Raw genomic sequence first — 13,051 nt, 5'->3', positions numbered from 1 at the left:
ATTCCGGAGCGGCCAATGACTTCATCCCCGCGTTTTGCATTCCTTGCCAGCATTGCCGAAGAGGCGCAGGCAGCGCGCAGCGAGCTGGTGGACCTGCACGGCGATCACGCACCGGACGAGGCCGACGTGCTGGTCCCGCTCGGCGGCGACGGGTTCATGCTGCAGACGCTGCACCGCTACGGCGAACTGGGCAAACCGGTGTACGGCATGCGCCAGGGCACGGTCGGCTTTCTGATGAACCACTACAGCGCCGATCAACTGGCTGAGCGCGTACAGGCGGCAAAGCCGTCCGTGCTGCGCCCGCTGGAGATGATGGCCGAGACCGACTCCGGTGCGAGGGTGCGATCACTGGCGTACAACGAGGTCTCGCTGCTTCGGCAGACCCGCCAGGCGGCGCACCTGTCGATCGAGCTGCACGGCCAGCGCCGGCTCGACGAGCTGATCTGCGACGGCGTCCTGGTGGCCACGCCGGCCGGCAGCACTGCGTACAACTTTTCCGCCGGCGGTCCGATCCTGCCGCTGGACACCCAGGTGGTCGCCCTGACGCCGATCGCCGCGTTCCGGCCCCGGCGTTGGCGCGGCGCCGTGCTAAAGGCCGACACCGAAGTGCGGCTGCGCGTGCTGGACCCCTACAAGCGCCCCGTGAGCGCGACGGCCGACTCGCACGAGGTGCGCGACGTGGTCCAGGTCACCATCCGCGAGTCGAGCGAACACACCGTCACCCTGTTGTTCGACCCCGAGCACAGCCTGGAAGAGCGGATGCTGACCGAGCAGTTTGTGGGTGGCTAGCCGTGCGGCGAGGCCCGTCACGTTTGCGCGCGCCCGGGCCGCCATCGCAGCCCCTGCGACGGCGATCGCGCACAATATCGGCATGCCCGATAAACAAGCCGACCCCCTGATCGTCGCGATCTCCTCGCGGACCCTGTTCGACCTGGAAGACAGTCATTCGCTGTTCGCCAGCGAGGGGCTGGACGCCTACGCGGCCTACCAGCTCAGCCGGGAGGATGAACTGCTCGAGCCCGGCGTCGCGTTTCCGCTGGTGCGCAAGCTGCTCGCGCTCAACGAGGACTCCCCGCCGGAAGCGCCCAGGGTCGAGGTCATCCTGATCTCCCGCAACTCCGCCGACACCGGCCTGCGAATCTTCAATTCCATTGCCCATCACGGCCTGTCGATCCGCCGCGCGGCTTTCAGCAACGGCGCGCCGCCGTTTCCCTACATTCGGCCCTTCGGTGCCGACCTGTTCCTTTCCACCCACGCGCAGGACGTGCGCAATGCGCTGGCCGCGGGTGTCGCCGCGGCGACGCTGCTACCCGCCAAGGCGCTGCCGGAGCGCCAGCACCAGCTCCGGATCGCCTTTGATGGGGACGCCGTGATCTTTGGCGACGAGAGCGAGCGCGTTTCGCGCGAGGGCGGGCTGGAGGCGTTCTCCCAGCACGAGCTCGACCGCGCCGGCGAGCCGCTGTCGGGCGGCCCATTCCGCGGCTTCCTGGACGCACTGCACCGGCTCCAGGACGCGTTCCCGATGGGTCAGGAAGCCCCGATCCGCACCGCCCTGGTCACGGCCCGCTCCGTTCCGGCGCATGAGCGGGTGATCCGCACGCTGCGCGATTGGGACATCCGCCTGGACGAGGCGCTGTTCCTCGGCGGCCGTCCCAAGGGGCCGTTCCTGGAGGCGTTTGGCGCCGACATCTTCTTCGATGATTCCGAGCACAACATCGAGTCTGCCCGCGGTCTGGTGACCGCCGGCCACGTCCCGCACGGCGTCGCGAATCCGGATTGATCGGGGCTTGATGCCCGTCGGAGCGCCCGTCTAGCACGGACCAGCGCTATGGGTGAGTGTGATGGTCGCAAAACTGGCATGGCCGTTGCATTTGTGTTAACATTCACCGTTGATGTAAAGCCCCAATTCAAACCGTGTCTCATGCGGTTCGGCGGTCCATTCGCCGCAATGACGGGAAGGAAATCCCGTCTTTTTTTTCGCCTCGCGGGCGATCCCGGTCAACGGAATGAAGCGGGTCGATCGTGGACGCGGCGCACCTGCGTCGGCTGTTCGAGCGGGGCGACCGGGCTGAGCGTCCGGGTCACTGATTGGTGACCGGAGAGGGCCACTACGGACTTTCGTTCCGTCTTCCGACGGATTCATGTGTTCGTGTGCGCTGCCGCCCGATTCACGCGCCCCATCGCGGTTGTTTCCCGCCGCCAGACAACAGGAGTTTCCATTGAGTAACCAACGTATTGCGATCCTTGGCGCCGGCCCCAGCGGCCTTGCGCAGTTGCGCGCCTTCGAGGCTGCCGCGAACGCAGGCGCCGAGATTCCCGAAATCGTCTGTTATGAAAAGCAGAACGACGTGGGCGGCATGTGGAACTACACGTGGCGCACCGGCGTCGGCGCCTACGGCGAGCCCGTGCACGGCAGCATGTACCGCTACCTGTGGTCCAACGGCCCCAAGGAATGCCTGGAGTTCGCCGACTACAGTTTTGAGGAGCACTTCGGCAAGCCGATCGCTTCCTACCCGCCGCGCGCGGTGCTGCGGGACTACATCATGGGCCGGGTGGAGAAGATCGACCTGCGCCGCAGCATCCGCTTCCATACCGAAGTGCAATGGGTCGATTATTCGGAAGAGACCGGCAAGTTCACCGTCACCGTCCGTGACCTGAAAGCCGATGAGCTCTCCACCGAGGAGTTCGATTACGTGATCGTGGCCACCGGCCACTTCTCGACCCCCAACGCTCCGTACTTCGAAGGTCTGGAGCAGTTCCCGGGCCGCGTCCTGCACGCGCATGATTTTCGCGACGCCTGCGAGTTCACCGACAAGGACCTGCTGCTGGTCGGCAGCAGCTATTCGGCCGAAGACATCGGCACCCAGTGCCACAAGTACGGCGCCAAGTCGGTGTCCTTCAGCTACCGCACCTCGCCGATGGGTTACGAGTGGCCGCCGGAGTTCCGCGAATACCCGCTGCTGACCCGCCTGGAAGGGTCCACCGCGCATTTCGTCGATGGCAGCACGCGCGACGTCGACGCGATCATCCTGTGCACGGGTTACCAGCATTACTTCTCGTTCCTGCCGGATGACCTGACCCTTCGCACCTACAACCGGCTGTACCCGGAGGACCTTTACAAGGGCATCTTCTGGATCGACAACCCGAAGCTGATCTACCTGGGCATGCAGGACCAGTACTACACCTTCAACATGTTCGACGCCCAGGCCTGGTACGCCCGCGATGTGATCCTGGGCAAGCTGGCGTTGCCGTCCAGGGACGAGATGGTCGCCGACTCGCGCAAATGGGTCGAGATGGAGGAGGCCACGGAGGACGTGTTCGAAGATATCGACTTCCAGGCGGCCTACATCCGCGACATCCTCGGTCCTACGGACTACCCCGATTTCGACATCGAGGGCATGGGCGAGCTGTTCAAGGAATGGAAGCGCGACAAGCAGAAGGACATCCTGGGCTACCGCAACAAGAGCTACCGCTCGACGATGACCGGTACCCTCGCGCCGCCCCACCACACCCCGTGGATGGAGGCGATGGACGATTCGCTGGAGGCCTTCCTGGCCGAGGATGGCGAAACCGCGGAAGAGGTGCGCAAGGCGAACCTGTCGCGCGCGGATGTGGCCGGCGTCGCCGACGCCGAGCCGGCGGTCAAGGAGCGCAAGAGCGCCTGACGTCGAGTGTCATCGGGTGGGGCGCTCAGATGCGTCCGACCCGGTGCCGGGTCAGCCGCGACGGCGAAATCAGGGGCGCCGCATCAGTGCGTCCCTGGCGGGCTCGGACAGGCGGATGTCGCTGAGCTTCCAGCGCAGGCCCTGGCGGGTCAGCACCAGCGTGATGTCCTCGCCGTCTTCACCGGGAACCGTGGCACTGAAGCGCGATAGCGATTCGAACCGGTAGCTGGGATCGCGCAGCGGGTTGGTCGGCCGGGCAGGGCGATAGGGGTCCGGTCCGGTATCTCCGGCGACACGGTGCACCACGGCGCGTCCTTCCAGGATCGCCGCCAGTCCTGCCGGGGTAATCATTGTGTCCACCGCCGCGCCTGCCACGCCGCTGGCCACGCGCACAGCGAACACGCCAAACAGGCTGGACTGCATGTCCGGTCCCGCGCGACGGACCATGTAGTCGTCCAGCTGCAGCTTCAGGTTGGCCCGCAGCTGTGGGAAGTCGACCTGGCGCGACAGTTTGGCGGTGTCCTTGGTTTCCACCGCATCGCGGATCGCGGTGTAGGTGATGTACGGGCCGGCGGCGACGTAGCCAACCAGCGCCAGCACGATCAGGATTGCCGCCAGCAGCCATTTCTTCATCGTCGATCCTCCTGATTCATGTACGAAGCCTGCCGCAAAAGCGCTGCCGTAGGGTGAACCACGACCGCGCGCGGCGCCCTTGTCGTCGCAACCGGTGCGATCCATTGCGGATTGAATGGCCCGGAACAGGGCCGGCAGGCACACTGGCCGGTCTTTGCCACATCCGGCGCGCCTTGGCGCCCACGACTCTCCGGGGACCCGCTACGCATGCGTCTGCTGCACACCTCCGATCTCCATCTGGGCCAGAACTTTCTCGGCCAATCGCGCGAAGCCGAGCATGCGGCGTTCCTGGACTGGCTGGTCGTGCAGGTGCAGGAGCATCGCGTGGATGCGGTGTTGGTCGCCGGTGATGTGTTCGATACCGGCACGCCGCCCAGCTACGCGCGCGAGCAGTACAACCGCTTCATTGTCGGCATCCGTGATGCGGGCGCGCGACTGATCGTGCTGGGCGGCAATCACGACTCACCGGCGATGCTGGCCGAATCGCGCGGCCTGCTGGCGCGGCTGGACACGCTGGTGGTGCCAACGCTGATGCAGTCGCCGGAGGAGCACGTGTACCGGATCCCGGGCCGCGATGGCGGTCCGGGGATGATCCTGTGCGCGGTGCCCTTCATCCGCTCGCGCGATGTCTCCCGCAGCGAGGCCGGGCAGAGCGCCGAGGACAAGCGCGGCGCGATGATGGACGGCATCGCCTCCCACTACGCGCGCATCCACGAGGCCGCCGTCGCCATACGCGACGCCGCCGGCGAGCCTCTGCCGATCGTCGCCAGCGGCCACCTGACCACCGTGGGCGCCAGCACCAGCGACTCGGTGCGCGAGATCTATGTCGGCTCGCTCAACGCCTTTCCCACCAGTGCGTTTCCGCCGGCGGCCTACATCGCGCTGGGGCATATCCACCAGCCGCAGAAGGTCGGCGGGCTGGACCACATCCGCTACAGCGGCTCGCCGATTCCGCTCAGCTTTGACGAGATCGGCCAGGCCAAGCAGGTGTTGCTGGTCGAGCTGCGGGGCGAGCAGTTGCATGAGGTCACACCATTGCCGGTGCCGCGCTTCCGCGTGCTGGGGCGGGTGGCCGGCACGCTCGCCCGCCTGCCGCCGCAACTGGCCGCCATCGCCGCCGAAGTGCCGGACGGCGGGCTCGGCTGGGTCGAGGTCATGGTCGAGGCGGATGACTACCTGCCCGACCTGCAGAACCGGGTCGCCGAGCTGGTCGAAGCGCTGCCGCTGGAGGTGTTGCGCATCCGCCGCAAGCGCAGCCTCGCCGGCGCGGTGATCGATGCCGCCGACGGCCAGCACCTGGATGAACTGCAGCCGCGTGAGGTGTTCGCCCAGCGCCTGGCCCAGGAACAGGACCTGTCGGACGTGCGGATTGAACGGCTGCACGCGTGTTTCGATGAGGTGCTGGCCGACATCGAAGGCGGGGAGCCGGCATGAAGATCCTCTCGCTGCGCCTGAAGAACCTCAACTCGCTCAAGGGCGAGACCGCGATCGACTTCACTGCCCCCGCGTTTGCAGACGGGCTGTTCGCGATCACCGGGCCTACCGGTGCCGGCAAGACCACGCTGCTGGACGCGATCTGTCTGGCGCTGTTCCATCGCACCCCGCGCATGGCCACGATCTCGGCCTCGCAGAATCCGCTGATGACCGAGCACACCGCCGACTGCCTGGCCGAGGTGGAGTTCGAGAGCCGTGGCCAGCGCTACCGCGCGTTCTGGTCGCAGCGGCGTGCGCATGGCAAGGCGGGCGGCAAGCTGCAGGCGCCGCAGGTCGAGCTGGCGCTGGCCGACGGCAGCATCATCACCACCTCGATCAAGGAAAAACTGGACGAAACCGAGGCCCGCACCGGGCTGGATTTCGACCGCTTCACGCGCTCGGTCCTGCTCGCGCAGGGCGAGTTCGCGAGCTTCCTGCACAGCAAGGACAACGAGCGCGCCGAGCTGCTGGAGCAGCTGACCGGCACCGATATCTACAGCGACATCTCGCAGCGGGTGTACGCGCAGACCGACCGGATCAAGCGCGAGGTCGACCAGCTGCAGGCGACGGCCGGCGGCGTGCAACTGCTGTCAGAGGACGCGCTCGCCGCAATGCAGGAACAGCTGCAAGCCGTGACCGAAGACGTGGAGCGTCTGGTGGTCGCGCGGCAGCGCAGCCGCGACGCGCTGGCGTGGCGGCAGGAATTGGACAAGGTGCAGGCGCAGCTGCGCGCCGTTGACGATCAGGAGCGCGCCGCGCAGGACGCACTGAACGCCGCCGCCCCGGCGCGTGAGCGCCTGCAACGGTCCCAACCTGCGGAGGCGGCGTGGCCGCCCTACAGCCAGTGGCAGAAGGCGACCCAGGGCGTTGCCGACGCAAAGACCAACCGTGAGCAGGCGCAGCAACAGCACGCCGAGCAGCTGGGGTTGGAGCGCAACGGCCTGTGGCAATGCCTGCAACTGGCCCGACAGTGCGCGCAGGCCAGCGCGCTGGCGCTGCAGACCGACCAGCAGCGCTTTGACCAATTGCAGTCCACCCAGACGGGTTTGAGCGCGCATGCGCAACTCGGCGAGAAACTGCCGGGATGGCGCGCCGGATTCGCCCAACTGCAGACCGCCACCCAACAGGAAGCGCAGGCCAGGCAAGCGCTCGCCGACGCGTCCGCCAGGCACGAGCAATCCCAAGCGTTGCTCAGGTCCGGCGAAGAGGAGCGGGCAGGGCTGGCGACGGCCCTGGCTGAGGCCAGCGCGCAGGTCGACGCGGACACCGTGCAGTTCGCGACCGCCAGCGCCGGCACCAGCGTGGAAGCACTGCGCGCGGCGCGCGACGGCCTGCGCGAGCGATACGCCGCCTTGCGCGACCTGTCGCCGCTGGTCGAACAGCGGCAAACGCTGCGCACGCAGATCAGTGACGAACAGGCGCGATTGGAAGCGTTGAAGGCCATGCTCGTCAGCGACGCCGAGCAACTGGCAAAGGCGCAGTCGGAACTGGACGGCGCCAAGACCACCCTGCAGGATCGCCAGCGCATCGTCGCGCTGGAGCGCCAGATCATGGACCTGGCCGGCCACCGCGCGGCCCTGGAAGACGGGCAGGCGTGCCCGCTGTGCGGCGCCACCGAGCACCCGGCCATCGACGAGTACCGGCAGCTCGACCCCAGCCAGTCGCAGGCCGATGCCAGCGAGGCCGAGTTGCAGCTCCAGCAGGCCAGCGAGCGTCACCGGCGCAGTGAGGTCCAGCATGCGTCCAGGCAAGCCGACCTGACCCGTACCGATCACCATCTGCAGGCATTGGACGCGCAAAGCGCCACGCTCGCCGACAACTGGGCGTCACGCTGCGCCGCGCTGCGGCTCACCCTTGCCGACGGCGACGAGCAGTCGGCGTTGGCCGTCGAACTCACCGCCGTCGGCATGCAGGGCAAACAGGCCAGCGAGCACGTCGCCAAGCTGGAGCAATTGCATGCCGCCGTGCAGGTCGCGAACAAGCAACGCGACGAACAGCAACTGGCGTTGGCGCACCACGACACCAGGCTTGAGGGCCTGCGCGAATCGCTGACGATGGCCGCGGGCCGTGAGCAGGAGCAGCGTGAGCGCCACGATGCCGCCGTCAGCGAAGCCGAGCGCCTGCGCCAGCAGCTGTCCGCCGACCTGCCGGACCGCGCGCTGCCCGCCGATGCGGAAGCATGGCTGAGCGAGCGCGAGCACGAGTGGTCGCAATGGCGCCAACGCGATGCCGAACTGCAGCGCCTGCAACACGCGCTGGTCGAGCACCGCAGCAAAGCAAAGCAGGCGGGCGAGCAGGGCGAGCATTGGCAGCAGCGCTGGGAGAAGAGCCCCCATGCCGGAACACCCGGTGAGGCGCTCGCACCGGCAGCCGAGCCCGCCGCCGCACTACGCCGCGCCGTCGCGGAACTGGAGCAGGTGCAGCAGCAGGTGCATCACGCCGCCTCCGCCCTGCACGGGGCTGAGATGTTGTTGGAAAGCCGTTCGCAGGATCTCGCCCACACCACAACCCAGCTCGAATCGGCGCTCCAGCAGCACGGCTTCGCCAACCACGACGCGCTGTTGGCCGCGCGGCTGCCGCCCGAGGAACGCGAGCAGTTGCAGTCCGAGCAGGACGCGCTGACCCAGACACTCGCCGATATCCGCAGCCGTGCCACGCAACTGCGTGAGCGATGCGACGAACTGCAGGCCACGCCCCGCAGCGACGCGGATCTGGCGCAACTCATTGCGGACGCACAGACCAGCGAAGCCGCCGTGGAGCAGGCGCGCGATCAGGCCACGCAGATCCGTACCCAGCTCGCGCTGGATCAGGCCCAGCGCAGCGGCCTGCAGGCGCTGCACACGCAGATCGCCGAGGCCGGCGACCGGCTGGAGGAATGGCAGCACCTCAATGGCCTGATCGGCTCGGCGCAGGGCGACAGGTTCCGCACCTTCGCCCAGGGGCTGACCCTGGACCAGCTGGTGCGTCTGGCCAACCAGCACCTGCAGCGGCTCGACGGCGGCCGCTACCTGCTGGCCCGCGACGGCAAAGGCTTGGCCCTGAGCGTGCTCGACACCTGGCAGGCCGACGCCCGGCGCGACACCCGCACCCTGTCCGGCGGCGAAAGTTTCCTGGTCAGCCTCGCGCTGGCACTGGGCCTGTCGGATCTGGTCAGCCACAAGACCCGGATCGACTCGTTCTTCCTCGACGAAGGCTTCGGCAGCCTGGACCCGGACTCACTCGACGTCGCCTTGGACGCGCTCGACAGCCTCAATGCCCAGGGCAAGCTCATCGGCGTGATCAGCCATGTGGATGCGGTGAAAGAGCGCATCCCGGTGCAGATCCAGGTGCGCAAGACGCGCGGGATGGGGCATAGCGCGGTGGTATGCCCCTGACATTAAGCGGCCGGGCGGGCATGCCCGCGCTGCTACGCTACGGACGCAGATCCATTCCCAGAAGCCGACCTGAATGACACCAGACGAATCCGGCTCCGTGCACAACGAGCAAGCCCCCTCGGCGCTGTCGCCATTGCGTTACCCGGTGTTCCGTGGGGTATGGGCCGCCAGCACGGTCAGCAACCTTGGCGTACTCATCCAGTCGGTCGGCGCTTCCTGGCTGATGATCGCGATCGCCCCATCGGCCGATATGGTCGCGCTGGTGCTGGCGTCGGTCTATTTGCCGATCACGTTGTTCTCATTGGTCGCCGGGGCGGTCGCCGACAATCTCGATCGACGCAAGGTGATGCTTGCCGCGCAGGCCTTCATGCTGATTGTGTCGGCCACGCTGGCAGGATTCGCATGGAGCGGATGGATCACGCCGTGGCTGCTGCTGATTTTCACTTTCCTGATGGGCTGCGGCAGCGCCTTCAACGGGCCGGCGTGGCAGGCGTCCGTCGGGGACATGGTGCCGCGGGCAGAGTTGCCGGGCGCGGTGGCGCTCAACAGCATGGGTTTCAACATTGCCCGCAGCGCGGGACCTGCCATCGGCGGTGCCATCGTTGCGGCCGCCGGTGCCGCTGCGGCGTTCGCGGTGAGCGCGGTCAGCAACATCGGACTGATCGTCGTGCTGCTGCGCTGGCGTCCACCCGCGAACCCGCGGACGCTGCCGCGGGAAACGCTCGGCATCGCCATGGGCGCGGGCGTCCGTTTTGTCGCCGGATCGCCCGCCATTCGCACGGTTCTGGTGCGCAGCGCGGTGTTCTGTATCGCGGCAAGCGGACTCATGGCGCTCATGCCGCTGCTCGCCAAGGACAGGCTCGGCGGCGGACCGCTCACGTATGGCCTGCTGCTCGGTGCGTTTGGCGTGGGCGCGGTTGCAGGCGCCGTAGGAAACGCGAAGCTGCGCCAGCGGATGTCGACAGGGGCCATCGTGGGCTGGACCAGTGTCGCGTTTGCCGTCGCTGGAGCGATCGCTGCTGTCAGTACGCATCTGCTGGTGACGATGGCGGCGTTGCTTGTGGCCGGAGCCGGTTGGCTGTTGGCGCTCGCCACGTTCAACGTCGCCGTGCAGATGTCGGCGCCACGGTGGGTGGTTGCGCGCGCGCTGTCGATCTACCAGATGGCGGCTTTTGGCGGCCTGGCGAGCGGCAGCTGGCTGTGGGGTGAAGTCGCGGCAAGCACGAGCGTCACCCTGGCACTGCTGGCGGCATCCGTCGTCATGCTCGGCGGCGCGGCGTTGGGGCGCTGGTGGCCGGTGGCGCAAACGAAGGAACTCAATCTCGATCTGCTGCACCTGTGGAAAGAGCCGAGCACGGTGGTCCCCGTCGACGGGCGAACGGGTCCGGTCGTGATCACGATCGAATACGCGATTCGTGAGGCGGATCTCGGGGAGTTCATGGGAGCGATGGTCGAGCGACGTCGCGTCCGGCGCCGCGATGGGGCGCGTAATTGGACGCTGCTGCGCGATCTCGCCGACCCCGAGATATGGATCGAGCGTTACGAGACGCCTACGTGGCTCGACTACGTGCGCCACAACAGTCGCATGACCCACCACGACGCGGCCATATCCGAGCGCCTCCGGACACTCCACTGCGGTCGCGATGCGCCTGCCGTGCGACGCATGATCGAACGTCAGTGCGCACCGATTGCCCCCAGGCCCGCGCGCGAGCGGCTGATTGATCCCACTCGGTTGCCGTAGGACACAAGACCCGCATGGACGCTTCTTACTCGACTAGGGCTTCGGCAGCCTTGACCCGGATTCGCTCAAGGTCGCGCTCGACAGCCTCATTGCCCAGGGCAAGCTGATCGGCGTGCGCAGTGAAAGAGCGGAAACCGGTGCCGATGCAGGTGCGGAAGACGCGGGGGAGGGGGCATAGCGTGACGGTGTGGCCTGACGCCGATGTGGTCTGAGCCAGTCGGGTCCCGTGGAGGGCAAACTGAGCGATCAGCGAACTGACCGCTTCCGGCCATAAGCAGACATAAGAAAAGCGCATGCAAATCCGCATTTTGTGGTGGGGCGCTGGTCCACCCGCAAAATTTCGACTCGCTGACTGGGTGCCACCTACATTGCATTAGGAGAGCCCAAGGTCGGTAAGTTAGCAAGTAGAGGATTGCCAGCCGCGACTATTGAGCCGATTTAGGTAGATCGTCGAGATCGATCACCGAACATGAAGTTCGTCAAACAGTCTTCCAAAGGACCCATCAGGAACATGACAGCTCCCAGCGTCTTCTTCTCTTATTCGCACGCCGACGAAGCCATGCGCGATCAGATCGAAAAGCAGCTTTCCACGCTCAAGCGGCAAAGAGTTATCGAGACATGGCACGATCGCCATATCAGGCCAGGCGAGGAGTTCGCGCAAGCTATTGATGACCATATCAACCGTGACCGGATCATCCTACTGCTGGTTAGCCCCGATTTCATTGCGTCCGACTATTGCTATGAGATCGAGATGCAGCGAGCAATCGAAAGACACGAGGCCGGCGAGGCCACTGTAATCCCGGTCATCCTGCGGGTATGCGACTGGCACTCCACTCCCTTTGGCAAGCTCCAGGCCGTGCCCCGCGACGGCAAGGCGATCAAGCAATGGCCTGATATTGACGAGGCCATGCTTCAGGTCGCCAAGGCCGTCCGGCAGGCAGCGGAGCGTTGGCAAGCTCCACGGGACACTGCCTCAGCCGGTAGCACGGCCGAGCTAGCGACCCCGGCCACGCCTGCACCGGCCGCCGCCGGTCCTAGATCCAGCAACCTGCGATTGGCCAAGAACTTCACACAGCGCGACAAGGACCGATTCAAGGATGAGGCCTTCGAATACATCGCCAAATTCATCGAGAATTCGCTAGCTGAGCTGACCGATCGTAATTCAGGGTATGAGGGCGTGTTCAAGCGGATCGATGCCAATCGCTTATTTGCCACGATCTATCACGATGGAAAGGACGTGGCACGGGCCACCTACTTCACTGGAGGGGGCTCCTTTGGGGATGGCATTAACTATGTGCAAGGCGAAGCGACTGGCAGCAACACAACCAACGAAACACTGACAGTGTGTGCCGACGACCAGTCGGTCTTCCTGCGGAGCTTTGGCATGGCGAACTTCGGGGCGGATCGCGAGCAGAAACTCTCACCCCAGGGAGCGTCTGAGTATTTCTGGGAACTGCTTGTCGGCCACCTGCAGCGGTAAGCCATGGAGGAATAGCACTTGCCCCACCTTCAACAACCTATCGACGAAGAAACCTACGCCGCCATCAACTGGGTGGCGCTGGCGGGAACACCTGAGGATCGGCATTTTCAGTGGGCGCTTGCCTCTAGGTTCTGGGGGCGAGCACGTGAGCTTGAGGAATCTGGGCAACTGGCCCAATCGCAAGCTCTGCAAGTGCTTGGCGGTGCCATCTCCATGCACATGCGACACGCATCGCATGCTTCTTTCGGGCCCGTTATGCAAATGGAAGGCCGGCGAAGTATGTCCATGGAGGACCTGGGAGAACACGATATTGCCTTATTGGCGCGTGCCGCAGCTGACGCGCCTCACCCTTGGGTGCGAGCGCGGTTCGCGGACTTGGCTGTTTCTGCTGAGGGCAGCATCCCGCCAGACTGGCGACTGGGCCAGCTGGCAGCAAACGCGTATCTGGACTATGCCATTACCGTCTTCGGCTCGGATTGGGCAATCGATGGGCTAGACGAGATCCGGCGCGGGCTGGTGCTGTTGCGCGTCTACGCCAAGCGGGACGAGACTCTGTGGGGACGATATTGGTGCGCCATTCTCAAAGAGGTTCCACACGCGATTAAGTAAAACTGGCCGGGGCTAGTCTTTCGCTTATGCGATGAAGCACTGGATCGCTCAAGGGAAGCGTGCGAGATCATTGTTC

General features: G+C 65.9%; 9 protein-coding genes. 8 read left to right on the top strand and 1 reads right to left on the bottom strand.

From position 1 onward, the window contains the following. Window positions 1–15 precede the first annotated feature (15 nt). The 3 genes from INQ42_RS07345 (at window position 16) to INQ42_RS07335 (ending at window position 3,665) form a co-directional block, all read left to right on the top strand. Window positions 16–789: an NAD kinase gene (locus tag INQ42_RS07345; RefSeq protein WP_194033700.1), complete on the top strand. Its 774-nt coding sequence runs from the start codon at window positions 16–18 to the stop codon at window positions 787–789. Between the two features lie 82 nt (window positions 790–871). After that, window positions 872–1,780, top strand: coding sequence for a 5'-nucleotidase (locus tag INQ42_RS07340; protein WP_194033699.1), 909 nt, complete (start codon window positions 872–874; stop codon window positions 1,778–1,780). Window positions 1,781–2,219: 439 nt separating this feature from the next. Next, entirely contained in the window at window positions 2,220–3,665 is a 1,446-nt protein-coding gene (locus INQ42_RS07335) for an NAD(P)-binding domain-containing protein (RefSeq protein WP_228064310.1), read from the top strand. 69 nt (window positions 3,666–3,734) lie between these two features. On the opposite strand, the gene INQ42_RS07330 is transcribed toward INQ42_RS07335, so the two are convergent. After that, window positions 3,735–4,298: a DUF2939 domain-containing protein gene (locus INQ42_RS07330; protein WP_194033697.1), complete on the bottom strand. Its 564-nt coding sequence runs from the start codon at window positions 4,296–4,298 to the stop codon at window positions 3,735–3,737. 207 nt (window positions 4,299–4,505) lie between these two features. Between INQ42_RS07330 and sbcD the strand changes: the two genes are divergently transcribed. From sbcD to INQ42_RS07305, 5 genes are all read left to right on the top strand, one after another. Next, on the top strand, window positions 4,506–5,732 hold the full coding sequence (gene sbcD, locus INQ42_RS07325) for an exonuclease subunit SbcD (RefSeq protein WP_194033696.1): 1,227 nt from the start codon (window positions 4,506–4,508) through the stop codon (window positions 5,730–5,732). Then, window positions 5,729–9,145: an AAA family ATPase gene (locus tag INQ42_RS07320; protein WP_194033695.1), complete on the top strand. Its 3,417-nt coding sequence runs from the start codon at window positions 5,729–5,731 to the stop codon at window positions 9,143–9,145. Before sbcD ends, INQ42_RS07320 begins: the two co-directional genes overlap by 4 nt. A 73-nt stretch (window positions 9,146–9,218) precedes the next feature. Then, on the top strand, window positions 9,219–10,886 hold the full coding sequence (locus INQ42_RS07315; RefSeq protein WP_194033694.1) for an MFS transporter: 1,668 nt from the start codon (window positions 9,219–9,221) through the stop codon (window positions 10,884–10,886). A 469-nt stretch (window positions 10,887–11,355) separates the two neighbouring features. Then, complete coding sequence (locus INQ42_RS07310; RefSeq protein ID WP_228064309.1) at window positions 11,356–12,366, top strand: toll/interleukin-1 receptor domain-containing protein; 1,011 nt, start codon at window positions 11,356–11,358, stop codon at window positions 12,364–12,366. 18 nt (window positions 12,367–12,384) lie between these two features. Then, a complete protein-coding gene (locus tag INQ42_RS07305; protein ID WP_194033693.1) occupies window positions 12,385–12,975 on the top strand; it encodes a DUF7380 domain-containing protein in 591 nt (196 codons plus the stop codon). Window positions 12,976–13,051 lie beyond the last annotated feature (76 nt).

Origin of the sequence: Lysobacter avium, from assembly GCF_015209745.1 — a bacterium.
In the GTDB taxonomy this organism is placed as follows: domain Bacteria; phylum Pseudomonadota; class Gammaproteobacteria; order Xanthomonadales; family Xanthomonadaceae; genus Novilysobacter; species Novilysobacter avium.
The sequence above is the reverse complement of the archived record's forward strand: the minus strand, read 5'-3'. Positions and strand labels throughout refer to the sequence as shown.

Excerpts from the sequence above, each read along its gene's own strand:
- INQ42_RS07345 (WP_194033700.1), top strand. The coding sequence starts at position 16 with ATGACTTCATCCCCGCGTTTTGCATTCCTTGCCAGCATTGCCGAAGAG.
- INQ42_RS07340 (WP_194033699.1), top strand. The coding sequence starts at position 872 with ATGCCCGATAAACAAGCCGACCCCCTGATCGTCGCGATCTCCTCGCGG.
- INQ42_RS07330 (WP_194033697.1), bottom strand. The coding sequence starts at position 4,298 with ATGAAGAAATGGCTGCTGGCGGCAATCCTGATCGTGCTGGCGCTGGTT.
- sbcD (WP_194033696.1), top strand. The coding sequence starts at position 4,506 with ATGCGTCTGCTGCACACCTCCGATCTCCATCTGGGCCAGAACTTTCTC.
- INQ42_RS07320 (WP_194033695.1), top strand. The coding sequence starts at position 5,729 with ATGAAGATCCTCTCGCTGCGCCTGAAGAACCTCAACTCGCTCAAGGGC.
- INQ42_RS07315 (WP_194033694.1), top strand. The coding sequence starts at position 9,219 with ATGACACCAGACGAATCCGGCTCCGTGCACAACGAGCAAGCCCCCTCG.
- INQ42_RS07310 (WP_228064309.1), top strand. The coding sequence starts at position 11,356 with ATGAAGTTCGTCAAACAGTCTTCCAAAGGACCCATCAGGAACATGACA.